Raw genomic sequence first — 16,024 nt, forward strand, 5'->3', positions numbered from 1 at the left:
AGACCGGTGAGGGCTGTGTGGAGGCGCGGGCGGGCGACCCGGCCTCCCGCGACGCGCGCGCCGTCCGGCGTGACCGATCCGCGGCCACCCGGGCCCGGGGGCGGCCTCAGGCGCCGGGGATCTGCGCCCGGAGCCGCAGCGGGCCGAACCGATCCTTCACGTTGCGGACCAGCCATTCCGGGAGGAGAAGCCGCACCGGCTCCCAGAGGCCGGAGAAGTCGCCGGCGCGGCGCAGGGCCAGCCAGGAGGCGACGCGCTGGCGCAGCGGCAGCATGCCGATGTAGTTCTTGGTCATCTCCGACACGGGGAAGTCCGAGCCGAACATGTCCTGGTGGCGCAGGTCGGGCTCGCCGAGATGGGGCGCCTCGGCCGGGCCGGGTGCGCCGGCCTCCGGGGGCAGGCGGGGCAGGGCCAGCGCCTGCGCGTAGATCGCGTCGAGTCCCGCCAGCCAGGCCGCCGGCGCGTAGAGGCCCGCGACCGCGGCGGCGCTCTCGGCGCCCGCGGCGTCCCGCGCCGCGGCGTCGGTGATGAGCGCCGTGAGGTGGGCCTCGTAGGCGGCTTGGTCGTGGGCGACCCGGGCCGTGACGTCGAGCCCCGGATGGTTGATCGCCACGATCTCCGCCGCCGCAGGCGCCTCGAACCGTGTCACCAGCGGCAGCCCGTAGGCGGCGGCCTCCAGCATCGAGGTCGACGACACGAACGGGTAGGAATCGACGTAGATGTCGGCCGCCTCGAAGAAGACCCGCGGGTCCGACAGCTCGGGATGGGCCGTGATGCGCCCGCCGGTGGCGGCCCGGGCCCGTTCCCAGTCGGCCCGCTCGCCGGGGCCGACCACGATGAGCCGGGCCCGCGGATGCGCCGCGAGGAGGTCGACGTGGCGATCCGCGTAGGTGACCGGCCCGACGTTGCGGTACTTGGCCCCCCGGGCCACCGAGACCAGGAGGACGCTGTCCTCCGGGACGCCCAGGGCCTGCTTGGCCGCGCTGCGGGCGCGCTGGCGCTCGGGCAGGGTGATCAGGGTCGGCAGCAGGAGGCTGCGGGCCGGATCGACACCGCGCCGCGTGACGGCGAGCCGGCGCGCAGCCTCGCGCAGGTTGATCACCGCGTGGCTGATCCGCGTCCCGATCCAGAACAGGTGGTCGGCGTGGTTGAGGAGCAGGACCGGCGGGCTCTTCGCCGGATCCGCGAAGGCGATCAGCGGGACCACGTCCTCGCAGTGGATGTGCAGGACGACGACGTCGTAGCCGCGCGCGATCTGGCGCAGCTCCCGCGCCCAGGCGAGCTTGTCGCCCTTGTGGTGGTTCAGGTGGTGGATCCCGCCGCCGCTCTCGCGCACCGCGGCGGTGATCCGCCCGTCGACCGGGCCGCGATGCTGGGTCAGGGCGACGCCGTTGACCCGGTTGCGGTCGGCGCCGATCCAGAGCGCGAGCATCTTGGTGAGGCCGCCCACCGGGGCGAGCTGCGTGCAGACGTGGAGGACCCGCCGGTACGGAGCCCCGTCGGCCCGCGCGCCGTCCGGGCCGCCGCCGTCGAGGGTCCGGCCGATCCCGGTCATCAACCGTTCGAGGCGCGGGCTCGCGAACACGCCGCAGTGCCGGTGCGCCGCCAGGGTCGCCGCGATGGCGGTCTCGACGGCCGCGCCGGCGTGGTCGCCGGCCGCCGCGAGACGCTCCGCGTGCCGCACCCGGGCATCGAAGGCCGCGAAGTTCGACCGGATCCGCCCGGCGCGGGACGCCGTCCCGCCCGCGGGTTCCCCGTCGCCGTCACGGACGGGTTCAAACGCGCCTTTGACCATCACGCCCTCCGGGCCTCAGCGCTGCGACGCGGCGCCGTTCGTTGTCCAGGTCCCCGCCTCGTGGAAGACGCCGAAGACGTCCGGCGCGAAGACGGGGTGCTCGATGTGGAAGCGGCCGCCGATCTTGGCCGCGAGGAGCCGCTCGAAGCCGCGCTGCCGGACCACCATCGAGACCGTGTAGGTGTCGGCGGTCAGGGTCAGCGGCGGCGTCAGCAGCTCCACCTCGCCCTCGCCCGCGAGGGCGGTCAGGCCGGCGCCGTCCGCCTGGGTGCTGAAATTGCAGCAGAGCAGCTCGTCGGACCGGGTGATCGAGAACAGGACGTGCGGGTCGGCGATCGGCTCGGCGGCGCTGTAGCGGGCCCGGATCCGCATCCGCTCGCCGTGGCGGAACAGCGTCCGCGGCGCGCCGGATTCGTCGGCGATCGTCACGTCGCTGATCCGGACCGGCAGGTCGCCGGTGTCGGGGCGGAACCACGCGGTGTCGGCGAGGTAGCTGTCCCGCTCGTAGTGGGTCAGGCCCTCGTCGGTCGGGCCGTCATAGGCGACGCGGCCGCCCTTGATGTAGATCACGCGCTCGCACATGGTCTTGATGCTGAACATGTTGTGCGAGACCAGCAGGATCGTCGAACCCTTGCCCTGGAGGCGCCGGGCGAAGTCCATGCACTTGCGCTGGAAGGTGTAGTCGCCCACCGCCAGCACCTCGTCGAGGAGCAGGATGTCGGGCTCGAGATGCGCGGCGACCGAGAAGGCCAGCCGGACATACATGCCGCTGGAGTAGCGCTTCACCGGCATGTCGATGAAGTCGCCGATCTCCGAGAAGGCGACGATCGCGTCGAACTTCGCGGCGATCTCCCGACGGTCCATCCCGAGGATCGAGCCGTAGAGGAAGATGTTCTCGCGGCCGGTCAGCTCCCGGTGGAAGCCGGTGCCGACCTCGAGCAGGGCCCCGACCCGGCCCTCGAGGCGGATCCGGCCGGTGGTCGGCGCGGCGATCCGCGACAGGAGCTTGAGGAGCGTGCTCTTGCCGGCGCCGTTGAGGCCGATGATGCCGACATTCTCGCCGTGCCGGATGCCGAAGCTGACCTCCTTCAGCGCCCAGAAGCTCTGCTGCGACGGGCGCGCCGCCGCGCGGCGGGTCACCAGGCCGCGGACGCCCTCGCTGAGCGCGTCGCGCAGCGAGTTCTGGTGCGCGGCCCGGGGGGCGCGCCAGTACTGCTTGCCGATATCCTGAACGCTGATTGCCATCGACATCAGATTACATCCGCGAAGGAGCGCTCCATGCGCTGGAAGAAGATCAGTCCGCTGATGAGCAGGGCGAAGGCGGCCGTGACCGAGACGGCGACCGCGAAGGCGTCGGGCGGCGTGCCGCCCAGGATGGCGAACCGGAACGCCTCGATCAGGCCGACCATCGGGTTGAGCGCGTAGATCCAGCGCACCGAGGCGGGCACGATGCTCGACGCGTAGACGATCGGCGAGGCGTACATCCAGATCTGGATCACGAACGGCAGCGTGTGCTTGATGTCCCGGAAGCGGACGTTGATCGGCCCGAGCCAGAGGCTCACGCCGAGGGCGAGCATCGCCGTCACGATCAGGGTCGGGACGGCCAGCACGAGGTGCCAGTCCGGCACCGCCCCGTACCAGGCCATCAGGGCCAGCAGCACGCCGAGCGCGATGGCGAAGTCGACCATCGGCGAGATTACCGTCGCCAGCGGGATGACCAGCCGCGGGAAGTAGATCTTCCGGATCAGCTCGGCCTCCGCCACGAGGCCGTTGGCGCTGCGCCGCACCGCCTCGGAGAAGTACGTCCACAGGACGACCGCGCTGCCGGCGAAGAGTGCGTAGGGGGCGCCGTCGGTGGGGATCTTGGCGAAGTGGCCGAAGATCACCGTGAAGATCAGGACGGTGAAGAGCGGCTGCGCGATCGCCCAGGAGGCGCCCATGGCGGTCTGCCGGTAGAGCACCTTCAGGTCCCGCAGGATCAGGACGCGCAGCAGGTCGCGATACTGCCAGAGGCCGACCGCGTCGAAGGCGACGATCCGGTCGTCGGGCGCGATCTCGGTCACCCGCAGCGTCGACGGGTCGGTCCGCTGTTCGGTCGGCCCGCGTCCCGACGTGCCGAGGGCAAGCGCATCCAAAGATTTCATCATTCGAGGCGGTCCCGCATGACGCTCTGAGCCCGTGGTCGAGCTCGGGGACCCGGTGCGAATCGGAAGTTGTGCCGCCCGGTCGTCCCGCCGGAACGGGCTATCATCGCGGTGCGGCGGTCCGAATTACACCTTTCGTCGTATCGGTCCGGCCGACTGAAGTGGTGGTTGTGATCAACGACCGTAATCGTAGCCAATCACGACAAATGAGACCTCGGGGGCGCGCCGCACGCGGCGTCGGTCCCCGTCCGGGACGACCGGCCCTCATCGGCCGGCGACCGGGACCAGGTTTCGGGAGAACCGCCATGCAGGACCCCGTGAGCGCCGCCGGCGCTCCGCTCGTGACGATCGCCATGCCGGCCCTGAACGAGGCCGCGCACATCGCCGACGCCATCGCGTCGGTGCTGCCCGACCGGGACGCCATCGCCTGCGAGCTGCTGGTGCTGGACGGCGGCAGTCGCGACGACACCTGCGCGATCGTCGCCGCCCTGAGCGCCCGCGACCCCCGCATCCGGCTCGTCCACAACGAGCGCCGCATCCAGGCGGCGGCGATCAACCTCGCCGCGCGACTGGCGCATCCCGCCTCCGCCTACCTCGTCCGCGCCGATTGCCACGCCGTCTATCCGAAGGGATTCGTGCAGAACCTCGTCGGCACGATGCGCCTGCGCCAGGCCGTCTCTGTGGTCGTGCCGCTGCGGACCGTCGGGGTCACGCCGCTGCAGAGGGCGATCGCGGCGGCGCAGAACAGCCGCCTCGGCAACGGCGGCTCGGCCCACCGGCAGGGCGGCATCTCGGGCTACGTCGCCCACGGCCACCACGCGGCCTTCGACCGGCGCGAGTTCCTGCGGGTCGGCGGCTACGACGAGACCTTCACCCACAACGAGGATGCCGAACTCGACCGGCGGCTCTGCGCGGCGGGCGGGCGGATCTACCTCGCCGCCGAGCTCGCCATCACGTACTTCCCGCGCGCCTGCCTCCGCAGCCTCGCCCGGCAGTACCTCCACTACGGGCGCGGCTGCGCGCGGACCCTCGAGAAGCACGCCAGCCTGCCGCGCGCCCGCCAGATCCTTCCGGCCCTGGTCCTGCTCTACGCCGTCGCGGCCCTGCCGCTGGCGGCCCTGATGCCCGCCCTGCTGATCCCGCTGCTGCTCTATGCCGGGGGCTGTGTCCTGAGCGGCCTCGCCCTGGCGCTGAAGGCGCGGGAACCCGTCCTGGTCATGAGCGGCCCGGCGGCCGTGACCATGCACCTGTCCTGGGCGGCGGGGTTCCTGTCCTATCCAGGCTACCGGCGGACGCTGCTCCGGGCCGCCCTGCGAAGGAAGCGCCGCCTGCTCGGCCTCCCGCCGGGATCCGACGCGGCGCGCGTCAACTGACCGCCTGAGTCCCCGTCGGCCGCGCCCCGACGGCCGCGCCCCGCCATGTGCGGAGCGCGGCCGGGGCATGTCAGAAGCCCGACGCTCTCTCGCATCCGTCGCCCATTGGCCCTTCGGGGCGGTGGTCTCGCGCGACCAAGGCGATTATCGACACGCGCAACGATCCGGCCGCGTCAGGGCCCGGAGACCGGCCGCGCGCCGCGCGCGGCAGCCCAGGAGAGTTGTGACCGTGCCCGACAGTACCCCGCGTCCCGTGATGCTCGTGATCCTCGACGGCTGGGGTCTGCGGGACGCGGTGGCCGACAACGCCGTCCACCAGGCCAGGACGCCGGTCTTCGACGGTCTGATGCGGGAGCGCCCCCGGGCGCGGCTGACGACCTTCGGCGCCGATGTCGGCCTGCCCAAGGGGCAGATGGGCAATTCCGAGGTCGGCCACCTCAACATCGGCGCGGGCCGCGTCGTCCTGCAGGACCTGCCGCGGATCGACGCGGCGGTCGCCGACGGCTCCCTCGCCCGGAACCCGGCCCTGGTCCGGTTCATCGAGGCGCTGCGCGCGTCGGGAGGGACCTGCCACCTCGTGGGCCTGCTGTCGCCCGGCGGCGTGCACGCGCACCAGGACCACGCCGTCGCGCTGGCGCGCGCGCTGACGACGGCCGGCATCCCGGTCCGGCTCCACGGCTTCACCGACGGGCGCGACATGCCGCCCCGCTCGGCCGCCACCTGCATCGCCGACGTCGCGGCCGCCCTCCCGAAGGGCGCCCGCATCGCGACGCTGTGCGGCCGCTACTTCGGCATGGACCGCGACCGGCGCTGGGAGCGGGTCCAGACGGCCTACGACGCCCTCACGGAGGCGCGCGGGACCCGGTTCGAGCGGGCCGGGCAGGCGGTCGCCGCGTCCTACGCGCAGGACGTGTCCGACGAGTTCATGCGGCCCGCGATCATCGGCGACTACGCCGGCATGCGGGACGGCGACGGCATCCTGAGCTTCAACTTCCGCGCCGACCGGACCCGGCAGATCCTGGAGGCGCTGCTCGACCCGGCCTTCGCGGGCTTCGAGCGCGCGCGCACGGTCCGCTTCGCCGCCGCCCTGGGGATCGTCCAGTACAGCGTCGAGATCGACGCCTTCGCCGAGACCCTGTTCGGGGCCCTCGACCTGCCCAACGGCCTCGGCGAGACCGTGGCCCGGGCCGGGCGCGCGCAGCTGCGCATGGCCGAGACCGAGAAGTACCCGCACGTCACCTACTTCATGAACGGCGGCCGCGAGGAGCCCTTCGCGGGGCAGGACGCGATCCTCGTGCCCTCGCCGAAGGTCGCGACCTACGATCTGCAGCCGGAGATGTCGGCGCCCGAACTCACCGACCGCGCCGTGGAGGCGATCGGCTCCGGGCGCTACGACCTCATCATCCTGAACTTCGCCAACCCCGACATGGTCGGCCACACCGGCAGCCTCGCGGCCGCCGTGAAGGCGGTGGAGACCGTCGACACCTGCCTCGGCCGCGTCGTCGAGGCGGTGACGGCCCAGGGCGGGGCGCTGCTGGTGACCGCCGACCACGGCAATTGCGAGATGATGCGCGATCCCGAGACCGGCGAGCCGCACACCGCCCACACCCTCAACCCGGTGCCCGCCGCGCTCGTCGGCGTCGACGGCGTGACCCTGGCCGACGGGCGGCTGGCCGACGTGGCGCCGACGCTCCTCGACCTGATGGGACTGGACCAGCCGGCCGAGATGACCGGCACGTCGCTGATCCGCCCGCGGGGCGAGGGCTGAGGGCCGGGGCCGGCGGCACGCCGCCTGCGAAGCCCGGGCTGTCATGCGCGCCGTCCCTGCGTTACCTCCCGCCACGGGCCGGTCTGTCCCAGCGTGGTGCGAGGTCGTGGTGCGTCTGACCGGTTCTAGGACATGATCGCCCGGCACAGCCTGATCTATGTCGGCTCGCGGGGCTTCGCGGCCGCCCTGAACATGGCCTCCGTGGCGGTGTTCACGCGGCTCGCGCCGGTGGAGAGCTACGGCACCTACCTGTACGTCCTGTCCTGGGCGCTGGTGCTCTACGGGGCGACCTGCCAGTGGCCGAAATTCGCGTTCTTCGCCCTCTACGACGAGGCGCGCGAGCCCGCGCAGGTCGGCACCGTGGTGCGGATCCTGGGCGGCACGCTGCTCCTCGCCGGGCTCGGCAGCGCGCTCGCCGCCGCCCTCGGCCTGATGCCGGCGCGGATGGCGGCCGCGATCCTGGCGCTGGCCTTCGGGACCACCCTGTTCGAGGGCTCCACCGAGATCGCCCGCACCCGCCTGCGGGCCGGGGCGGTGGCGGCCTCGGTGATGAGCCGCGCCGTCCTGATCCTGGCCCTCGGCAGCCTGGCGCTGCACCTCTCGCAGGATCCCCTGCACCTCGCCTTCGCGGTGGCGGCCGCGAACGCCCTGGCCTCCCTGCCGGCCGCGGCCACGATCGCCCCGATGATGCCCGGCCGCGGCAGCCGCGCAGAGGCGCTGCGCCTGTTCGCCTACGGCTGGCCGCTGGTGCTGTCCTTCGGGACGGCGGCGCTCGCCCAGAGCCTCGACCGGCTGATCATCGCCAAGACGGTGGGGCCGGCGGGGCTCGGCGCCTACGGGGCCCTGGCCGACTTCCTGAAGCAGAGCTTCATCGTGTTCGGCGAGGCGATCGCCCTGTCGCTGATCTCGATCGCCAAGCGCGAGGCGCGGGTGGGCGGGATGGCGGCGGCCTCCGGGGTGCTGCGCGACGCCGCCCGGGCCATGACGCTGATCGCGGCCTTCGGGGCCGTGTTCTTCCTGTGCTTCGACGATCTGGTCGTGGCGGTGCTGCTCGGGCCCGACTACCGGGCCGAGGCGCGGGAGCTCGCCCCGGTGCTGATCCTGGCGAGCATCCTGATGATGTTCCGCGCCTACTATTTCGGGCAGGTGATCTACTTCGCCCGCTCCAGCGGCCTGGAGGCGGCCGCCGCCTTCGCGACTCTCGCCACCGTCGCCGCGCTGTCGCTCCTGCTGATCCCGCGCTTCGGCGCCGCCGGGGCGGCCCTCGCCTTCGCGGGCGGCCAGAGCGCGGCCTGCCTCGTGCTGGTGCTCGGCGCCCGCCGGACCGGCACGACGATGCCGCTGCCGCTCGCCGACATGGCCGGCATCGCCGGGATCGCGCTGGCCTGCGGCGCGGTGAATGCCGGCATCGCCCTGGTCCCCGGCGGCCTGTTGCCGCCGGGACAGGCCCTGCGCCTCGTCCTGCTCACCGCCGCCGCCGGGGTGACGGCGTGGCGCTACGACGTGCTCGGCTTCGCCGGCGCGATCCGTCACCGTCTCGCGGCCTGACGGTCCCGCGATGGCAGGCCCCGCGTCGGACACCCCATCGGACACGGCCGCGCTTCCCGGGGGGCTCGTGGCGGCGGTCCGGCTCCTCGACGGGGCGGCGCCCTGGGTCCCGGCCTGGCGGGCCCTGGGTCGGGCGAGCCTGGTGCGCAACCCGTTCTACGAGGCGGGCTACGCCCTGGCGGCCCGCGACGCCTTCGGGGCGGGCGTCCGGCTCCTCCTCGTCGCCGACCGGCCCCCCGAGGCGCCCGGGGCCCGTCTCCTCGCCGCCTGGCCGTTCCGGCCGTCGCGCCGCCGCTGGGGCGTGCCGCTGCCGCTGCTCGTGGGCTGGACCAACGGCTACGCCCCGTTCGGGGCGCCGCTCCTCGACGGCGCCGCCCCGGAGGCCGCCCTGGCGGGGCTGCTCGCCGCGCCGGGCGCCCTCGGCCTGCCGCCGCGTCTCCTCCTGCCGAACGCTCCGACCGACGGCCCCCTGCCTGAACTCCTGACGGCGTGTGGCGGGCGCCGCGCCGCGTACTGGCCGCACGACCGCGGCCTGCTCGACCTGACCGGCCTCGGGCCGGAGGCGCGGGCCTCCTATCTCGGGCACCTCTCCGGGCAGCGCCGCCGCAAGCTCCGCCGCGCCCGCGCGCGCCTCGAGGCGGGGGGGCCCGTGACCTTCGAGATCCTCGCCGCGCCCGAATCCCTCGGCCCCGCCCTCGACGCCCACGTCGCCCTGGAGGCCGCCGGCTGGAAGGGTCAGGCCGGCACGAGCCTGGCGCAGCGGCCGGCGGAGATCGCCTTCCTGCGCGCCGCCCTGGCCGATCTCAGTGCCGATCTCAGTGCCGATCTCGGGGCCGAGGACGGCGTGCGGATCGCGCGCCTGCGCCGGGGCGACCGGCTCCTGGCCTCCCTGATCCTGCCGGTCACCGGCCGGGAGGCCTGGGTGCTGAAGATCGCCAACGACGAGACGCGGCCCGAGACCGCGCCGGGGGTCCAGCTCGTCCACCGGCTGACCGAGGCGGTGGCCGGGGGCGACTGGCCGATCGACCGGATCGATTCCTGCGCGCCGCCGGACTTCGCCCTCGGCACCACCTTCTGGACCGCGCGCCGGCCGATCGCCCATCTGCTGGTGGAGGCGGGCCGCGATCCGCTGTTCCCGGTGGCCCGGACCCTGGAGCGGGCTCGGGAGCGCGTTGCCCGGGCGCGTGTCACCATCCGAAGCGGGCGATCTGCTCCAGCCGCGCCCGCGTCGCCGCCGCGTCGCGGCCCGTGACGGCGATCCGCCCGGACAGGTCGTAGCAGGTCGCGCAGAACGGCAGCTGCAGCAGCGTGTACCCGTCGTCCCGCGCCCGGGTGACGGAGGCGATGAGGCAGGGCAGGACCGGCTCGTCGGGCGGCCCGGCGAGGCAGTCGGCCCGGGGGCTGCCGAAGGCCGGGCGGTTCGGCCAGGTCAGCAGGAGCGTGGTCCCGCCCCGGCGGTCCGGGGCCGGCGGCAGGGTGTAGCTGCGCAGGAACAGCGCGCCGGCCGCGAGGACGAGGACCGGCAGGATCAGGGCTGTGCGCATCGGCGGTGTCCTCGCGCCTCAATCCCCCGCGTCGAAGCGCGTCCGATAGAACACCTCGCGGCCGGCGCCGTCGATCACCCGGACCGCCTCGGCCGGCTCGCCCGAGCGCTGCGGCACCCGGGCGCGGGCGAACAGCCGCAGGGCCCGCTCCTGCGCGCTCTCCAGGCTGCCGACCCGCACGGAGATCCGCGTCTGGATCTCGTCCGGCTCCGGTCCGAGGACTTCGATGTGGAAGGTCTCGCGCACGGGTATCCGCCTGATCGAGGGATCTTCAGCGCCGGATATCGGGATCCGGCCGCCGGCCGCCATAGCATGTTCCGGCCGGGTCTCGGGTCCGGCGCCGCGCGGCGAGCCCGGGACGACGCGCCGCGGGCTCGATCTCGGCACGAAGTCCAATTGCCCCGCGGCCCGCCTCGGCACTAAGAGGGCCGCTCCGCCCGAGGAGACATCACCGGAGGAACCCCGTGGACCCGCTCAAGGCCGCCGCCGCGACGCTTCTCTGCCTCGCCCTGTTCTGGCTGGCCTTCCGGCTGACCCGGCGCCTAGTCGATCTCGCCATCGCGGGGGGCTACGCCGAGGAGCGCCGTCGGCTCGCCGAGGAGGAGGCCGCTCAGGCCGAGGCGGGCGCCGTCCCGCAGGCCTCGGCCATCCGGGCCACTCCCGCGAGCTTGGCCTCGAACAGGGACCAGTCATCCGCCGCGGCGATCGGCGCCCACAACGCCTCCACCTCGTCGATCAGGAGCGTGCAGGGCGCCTCCGCGAAGTAGGGATGGTCGAGCCGCGCGCCCGGGGCGGGCGCGAGCGGCTCCAGCGCGGCCCGCACCGGCGCGAAGGCCTCGTGCGCGTAGTGGCCGGCGGACGGCCCGGCCTGCGCGCGGGTCGCGCTCGCGAGGCCGCCGTACCAGTCGAAGAAGAACCGCTCGAAGGGCGCCCGCGTCTCCGCGAGGAACCGCCAGACCGCCGAGACCAGCCGGTCGGTCTCCGGCCGCGGCGCCGGGGCGAGGCCGAGCCGGCGGAACAGGGCCTCGGCGAACGCCTCCTGCAGGGCCGGCCCGAATCCGGAGAGCGCCGCTTCCAGGCGCGCCTGGGGGGCCAGCACCAGCAGGCAGTCGGCGAGCCGGGCGAGGTTCCAGAACAGGGCCTCCGGCTGGCGGCCGAAGCTGTAGAGCCCGGTCTCATCGAAGTAGGCGGCCGTGAAGTCCGGATCGTAATGCGGCAGGAAGCGCCAGGGCCCGTAATCGAAGCTCTCGCCGGTGACGTTGATGTTGTCGCTGTTGAGGACCCCGTGGACGAAGCCGGCCGCCGCCCACTGCGCGCCCATCCGGGCGACCCGGGCGACCACGTCCTCCAGGAAGGCGACGGCGCGATCCTCCACGCCGTCGCGCCAGAGGTCCGGCCGGTGGGTCGCGATCGTGTGGTCGAGGAGCCGGGCGATGTTGTCCGGCTCGCCGAGCGCCAGGAAGCGCTGGAAGCTGCCGATGCGGATATGGCCGTGGGACAGGCGCACCAGCACCGAGGCGCGTGCCGGCGAGGGCTCGTCGCCGCGCACGAGGTCCTCGCCGGTCTCGATCAGGCTGAAGCTCTTCGAGGTGTAGACGCCCTGCGCCTCCAGGAGGGCGGTGGCCAGCACCTCGCGCACGCCGCCCTTGAGGGTGAGCCGCCCGTCGGCGCCGCGCGACCAGGGCGTCGTGCCGCTCCCCTTGGTGCCGAGGTCGAGGAGGCGCCCGTCCAGGCGGTCGTGCAGCTGCGCGAAGAGGAAGCCGCGCCCGTCGCCGAGGTCCGGATTGTAGGCGCGGAACTGATGGCCGTGGTAGCGCAGGGCCAGCGGCGTCTCGAAGCTGCCCGGCAGGGGCTCGAACCGGCCGAAATGGGCGATCCACGCCGCCTCGGACAGGCCGCCCAGTCCGACCCGCTTCGCCCAAGTCTGGTTGCGGTAGCGCAGGATCGTCCGCGGGAACTGGGCCGGCGTCACCGGATCGAAGAAGGCGGGGCCGAGATCGGCGTGGCGCCGGGAGGGCGTGAAGGCGGTGTCGTCCATGCGGCGGCGCATCTCGCGGGGTGAGGATGAGTCCCGTTTACCAAGCGAGCGGGACGCGATCCGTTGCCGATCCCGTCCTCGCGGGCGCGGCGAAGCAACCCAGTGCAGCGGGACATCGGCCGAGCGTGGCGCCGCCTGGATCGCTTCGCTCCGCTCGCGAAGACGGCGGCCGACCCGAGAGGCGTCACGATCCTAGAGATCTGGTCGGGCCGTCCCGGACACCTGCCGCAGGGCCTCGCCGGCGATCATCGCGGCCGCGACCGCGACATTGAGCGAGCGCAGGCCCGCCCGGATCGGCACCACGATCCGGGCGTCGGCGGCCGCGTGCACCGCCTCGGGCACGCCGGCGGATTCGCGCCCGACCATCAGGCAATCGTCCGGGCGGAAGGCGAAGTCCGTGTAGGGCACGGCGCCCGCCGTGGTGGCGAGGACGAGCCGGATCCCGGCCTCGGCCCGCCACGCCGCGAAGGCCGCGAAGGAGCGGTGCCGGGTGATCGCCACGTGGTCGAGGTAGTCCAGGCCCGAGCGGCGCAGGTGGCGGTCCGAGACGTCGAAGCCCGCGGGCTCCACGATCTCCACCGCCAGCCCGAGGCAGGCGGCCATACGCAGCATCGTGCCGGTGTTCTGCGGGATATCGGGCTGGTAGAGGGCGAGGCGGAGCATGGCGCCGGCCTTGTGCGGGGCGGAAGGCCCCGCCGTCAAAGGCCCCCGGCGCCGACGCTCAGCCGGCAAACCGCCGGGCCGGCCCCCGCCGGGGCCGAGACCGCGCGGAACTTAAGCCCCGCCAGAACCTTGAGGCGGCGCGACCCCCCTGTGCGGCCCCCGTCTGAAAGACCTGCTCCGATGCGCACCCCGCTCCTCGCCTCGGCCCTCCTGCTGGCCGGCCTCGCCAACGCCTCGGCGCAGACCGACGGCGCCAGATCGGACGGCGCCAAGCCGGACGGCGGCGCCGCCGCGACCCCGGTCCCCGGCCAGCCCGCCACCATGGCCGACAGCCTGCGCCCGACCTTTGTGGCCCAGGCCCCCGACGACATGGTCGCCAGCAAGCTGATCGGCTCCAGCGTCGTCAACGGCGCCAACGAGACGATCGGGCAGATCGCCGACTTCGTCCTCGACCAGAAGGGGGCCGTGAAGGCCTGGATCATCGGGGTCGGCGGCTTCCTGGGGATCGGCTCGAAATACGTCGCGGTCGACCCGTCCGTGCTCAAGCTCGACCGCACCGACGGCAAGACCCTCCAGGCGCGGATCGACACGACCAAGGACCAGCTCCGGGCGGCGCCGGAATACGTCTATCTCGGCAAGGAGCCGCCGAAGGGCGCCGCCCCGGCGAGCCCCGCGGGTGATCCGGCCTCGAAGCCGTAGCGGTCGCGCCGGAGCGGCGCCGGCGCGGCGCCGATCGGCCGGCCGGCGGCACCGCGCCGGCTTGCCTCCGCGAGCCGTTGTGTGCTGTGCCGGCCTCCCCGGAGGTCGGAACCCGTCCCATGCGCCGCGCCCTCGTCCCGCTCCTCGCCTTCTGCCTCGGCCTCATCGGCCTGACCGGGGCGGCGGTGTTCGCGTTCCTGCCCGACAAGGCACCGGTGGGCGTGCCGAGCGTCGGCGGCCCGTTCACGCTGGTGAACCAGGACGGGCGCACCGTCACCGAGCGCGACTTCGCCGGCGCGACGCACCTCGTGTTCTTCGGCTTCACCCACTGCCCGGACGTCTGCCCGACCACCCTGCAGCAGATCTCCGACGTGCTCGCCGCCCTGGGGCCGAAGGGCAAGACGATGCGGGTCGCCTTCGTCACGGTGGATCCCGAGCGCGACGATCCGGCGAGCCTCAGGACCTACCTGTCGAGCTTCGACCCGCGCATCACCGGCCTCACCGGCACGCCCGAGCAGGTCACCGCCACCGAGAAGGCGTACCGGGCCTATGCCCGCAAGGTGCCCGCCAAGGACGGCGACTACACGATGGAGCACACCGCCCTGGTGTACATCATGGACGCGCAGAACCGCTTCCTCGGCGCCCTCGACCTGACCCGGCCGGCCGACGAGGTCGCGGCGCAGCTCGCCAAGAAGATCTGACCGCCGGCCGGTCCGGCCGCACGCGCGTCAGAGCGTCATCCCGGCGTGGAAGCGGTCGGGCGAGAGCGGCAGCAGGAACTGCACGCCGAAGCCGCCCTCGAAGTAGCGCACCAGCCGGCCCGGCGTGCTGCCCACCGTGACGGCGGCGCCGAGGGGCAGCGGCACCGGGCAGGAGATCGCCACGCCCGACATCGAGATGTCGATGAGGCGCGCCCGGATCTCCCGGCCGCCCTCGACGCGCAGGACCACCGCCGTGTTGGTCGGCACGAGGCGCTCGTGCGAGCGTCCCTCCGGCAGCCCCAGCATCTCCCGGTTCGCCAGCCAGGTGAGCTGGGAGGCGAGCTTGTCCCGCTTGCGCGACGTGGCGTTGAGCTGGACCGCGAACCCGTCCGGGCAGGTGCGCGCGACGACGCCCTCGATGCGGCCGATATGCTCCAGGTAGAGCACCACGCGCTCGCCGACCGCGCCCTTGACCGCGCAGGTCAGCCGCACGCCGCCCGGCGACATGTCCACGGTCTGGCAGGGATATTCCCGGCGGTCGGCCAGCATGTAGCGGCCGAGCACGGCGACCCGCACGCGCTGGTGGCGGCGCTGGTCGGCGGCACCGCGCGCCGGCTCGGCGGCGAGGCCGCGCAGATCAGTTCCAGCGGTGGCCTCGACCGCGATCATTCCGAGATTGGTCCTGCGCCGGAGAATGGCCGGTGCAGACTAGGCACGGACAGTTACGAAACCCTTTTTTCCTGCTTCGGGATCGATCGGCCTTGTAGAAACATCCATTGTCGAGCCCTGCCGCGTCGTGCGCGATCGACTTGTGCGCCGAAGCTTTCCTCGGGTGCACGCGCCGATTCGATCGAACTGGCCGTCCCGGACCGGGCGTAACCTTGGACGAATACGGTTCTCAGGCGCGCCCGCCGGCGTGGACGAGGAGGTGGCCGTGGCGCACCGGCCCGGGGTAGCCCGCGCTCGTGCGCACGGCGGTGCGGGCGGGCGGGACCGGCTCGGTCCGGCGGCTGGGCAGGATGCGCAGGGAGGTGGTCTCCGCCTCCACCAGCGGGCGCAGGCCGAGCCAGTGCGGCGCGCCGTCGAGGCTGAGGGTGCCGAGGGCGCGGACCTGCGTCCGGCCGCGGTGGCGCAGGGGCAGGAGCAGGAGTTCGAGATCCGCCGCCTCGCCGGCCGCGTTGGTGCCGCGCAGGCCCGCGACGACGCCCAGCGTGTCGCTGGCCACGATCTCGACGATCCGCCAGGGATCCGTCGCCCGGGAGCCCCACAGCTTGGCGAAGGGCTCGCCCTTCAGCTCGCGGCCGTACAGGGCGCAGACCCGGGTCCCCGCGAGCCGGATGCTCGCGGAGCGGCTCGGCATGTCGAGTTCCAGGATCAGGCTGTCGGCGAGGAGGTGCCGGATCTCGCCCGGCTCGATCTCGGCGCGTTCCGGCGCGGCCCGTTCTCCGCGCAGGCGCTCCCAGTAGGCGTGGAGCATGCGGCTGGTGGGATGCTTCATCGGTGTCCCGATTCTCAACGCCTGTGGTTCATCCCCGGATCATTCTGGCACATCCGCGGGGGTGTGACCGGCCGATCCGGGCGTTCACCGCGTCCGGGCGCACGGGCCGTGCCGGCTCCCGCACCCGCGCGCCGCCGGTCCCGCCGGCGCCGCGCGGGGCGGGGGGTAGCGCGTCGTGGCCGGCGACACAATCGTCGCACCCCGCCGGGCGCGTCGCGGCCGTCCGGGACGGATCCGGAGTGAAGACGGTGCG

Annotated in this window: 15 protein-coding genes; 6 read left to right on the plus strand and 9 right to left on the minus strand. The window is 73.7% G+C overall.

Features of this window, described 5'->3' with window-relative positions; all coding sequences use genetic code 11:
* Positions 1 to 106: 106 nt before the first annotated feature.
* The 3 genes from ACLBX8_RS22600 to ACLBX8_RS22610 are packed head-to-tail and all read right to left on the minus strand — an operon-like array spanning position 107 to position 3,939.
* A complete protein-coding gene (locus tag ACLBX8_RS22600; protein ID WP_447715767.1) occupies positions 107 to 1,795 on the minus strand; it encodes a glycosyltransferase in 1,689 nt (562 codons plus the stop codon).
* A gap of 15 nt (positions 1,796 to 1,810) precedes the next feature.
* The gene (locus tag ACLBX8_RS22605; RefSeq protein ID WP_447715768.1) at positions 1,811 to 3,046 is read right to left on the minus strand and encodes an ABC transporter ATP-binding protein; all 1,236 of its coding nucleotides are present in this window, start codon (positions 3,044 to 3,046) and stop codon (positions 1,811 to 1,813) included.
* The gene (locus ACLBX8_RS22610; protein ID WP_447682742.1) at positions 3,046 to 3,939 is read right to left on the minus strand and encodes an ABC transporter permease; all 894 of its coding nucleotides are present in this window, start codon (positions 3,937 to 3,939) and stop codon (positions 3,046 to 3,048) included. The genes ACLBX8_RS22605 and ACLBX8_RS22610 overlap by 1 nt, the downstream gene beginning before the upstream one ends.
* A 305-nt stretch (positions 3,940 to 4,244) precedes the next feature.
* On the opposite strand from ACLBX8_RS22610, the gene ACLBX8_RS22615 reads away from it, so the two are divergent.
* The 4 genes from ACLBX8_RS22615 to ACLBX8_RS22630 all read left to right on the plus strand — a co-directional run bounded on the left by ACLBX8_RS22615 (position 4,245) and on the right by ACLBX8_RS22630 (position 9,880).
* Entirely contained in the window at positions 4,245 to 5,312 is a 1,068-nt protein-coding gene (locus ACLBX8_RS22615; RefSeq protein ID WP_020091179.1) for a glycosyltransferase family 2 protein, read from the plus strand.
* A gap of 256 nt (positions 5,313 to 5,568) precedes the next feature.
* The gene (gene gpmI, locus ACLBX8_RS22620; RefSeq protein WP_447715786.1) at positions 5,569 to 7,080 is read left to right on the plus strand and encodes a 2,3-bisphosphoglycerate-independent phosphoglycerate mutase; all 1,512 of its coding nucleotides are present in this window, start codon (positions 5,569 to 5,571) and stop codon (positions 7,078 to 7,080) included.
* Between the two features lie 132 nt (positions 7,081 to 7,212).
* A complete protein-coding gene (locus tag ACLBX8_RS22625) occupies positions 7,213 to 8,628 on the plus strand; it encodes a lipopolysaccharide biosynthesis protein (RefSeq protein ID WP_091675739.1) in 1,416 nt (471 codons plus the stop codon).
* 10 nt (positions 8,629 to 8,638) lie between these two features.
* Positions 8,639 to 9,880 (plus strand): GNAT family N-acetyltransferase, encoded by a 1,242-nt coding sequence (locus ACLBX8_RS22630; protein ID WP_447699960.1) that lies wholly within the window; start codon positions 8,639 to 8,641, stop codon positions 9,878 to 9,880.
* On the opposite strand, the gene ACLBX8_RS22635 is transcribed toward ACLBX8_RS22630, so the two are convergent.
* The 4 genes from ACLBX8_RS22635 to ACLBX8_RS22650 form a co-directional block, all read right to left on the minus strand.
* Entirely contained in the window at positions 9,816 to 10,172 is a 357-nt protein-coding gene (locus ACLBX8_RS22635) for a hypothetical protein (protein WP_447715769.1), read from the minus strand. The two genes, ACLBX8_RS22630 and ACLBX8_RS22635, sit on opposite strands and share 65 nt — an antisense overlap.
* An 18-nt stretch (positions 10,173 to 10,190) precedes the next feature.
* Positions 10,191 to 10,418: a hypothetical protein gene (locus ACLBX8_RS22640; RefSeq protein ID WP_020091174.1), complete on the minus strand. Its 228-nt coding sequence runs from the start codon at positions 10,416 to 10,418 to the stop codon at positions 10,191 to 10,193.
* Positions 10,419 to 10,782: 364 nt separating this feature from the next.
* Positions 10,783 to 12,210 (minus strand): protein adenylyltransferase SelO, encoded by a 1,428-nt coding sequence (locus ACLBX8_RS22645; RefSeq protein ID WP_447699962.1) that lies wholly within the window; start codon positions 12,208 to 12,210, stop codon positions 10,783 to 10,785.
* Positions 12,211 to 12,402: 192 nt separating this feature from the next.
* Entirely contained in the window at positions 12,403 to 12,873 is a 471-nt protein-coding gene (locus tag ACLBX8_RS22650) for a tRNA (cytidine(34)-2'-O)-methyltransferase (protein ID WP_020091172.1), read from the minus strand.
* Positions 12,874 to 13,053: 180 nt separating this feature from the next.
* Between ACLBX8_RS22650 and ACLBX8_RS22655 the strand changes: the two genes are divergently transcribed.
* Both ACLBX8_RS22655 and ACLBX8_RS22660 read left to right on the plus strand, forming a co-directional pair.
* Complete coding sequence (locus tag ACLBX8_RS22655) at positions 13,054 to 13,572, plus strand: PRC-barrel domain-containing protein (RefSeq protein ID WP_447699963.1); 519 nt, start codon at positions 13,054 to 13,056, stop codon at positions 13,570 to 13,572.
* Between the two features lie 119 nt (positions 13,573 to 13,691).
* Entirely contained in the window at positions 13,692 to 14,273 is a 582-nt protein-coding gene (locus ACLBX8_RS22660) for an SCO family protein (RefSeq protein WP_447699964.1), read from the plus strand.
* Between the two features lie 27 nt (positions 14,274 to 14,300).
* Here ACLBX8_RS22660 and ACLBX8_RS22665 read toward each other — a convergent pair whose 3' ends face one another.
* The gene (locus ACLBX8_RS22665; protein ID WP_020091169.1) at positions 14,301 to 14,942 is read right to left on the minus strand and encodes a PilZ domain-containing protein; all 642 of its coding nucleotides are present in this window, start codon (positions 14,940 to 14,942) and stop codon (positions 14,301 to 14,303) included.
* Positions 14,943 to 15,171: 229 nt separating this feature from the next.
* Complete coding sequence (locus ACLBX8_RS22670; protein ID WP_020091168.1) at positions 15,172 to 15,771, minus strand: PAS domain-containing protein; 600 nt, start codon at positions 15,769 to 15,771, stop codon at positions 15,172 to 15,174.
* Positions 15,772 to 16,024: the final 253 nt, after the last annotated feature.

The organism is Methylobacterium sp. D48H, assembly GCF_053345715.1.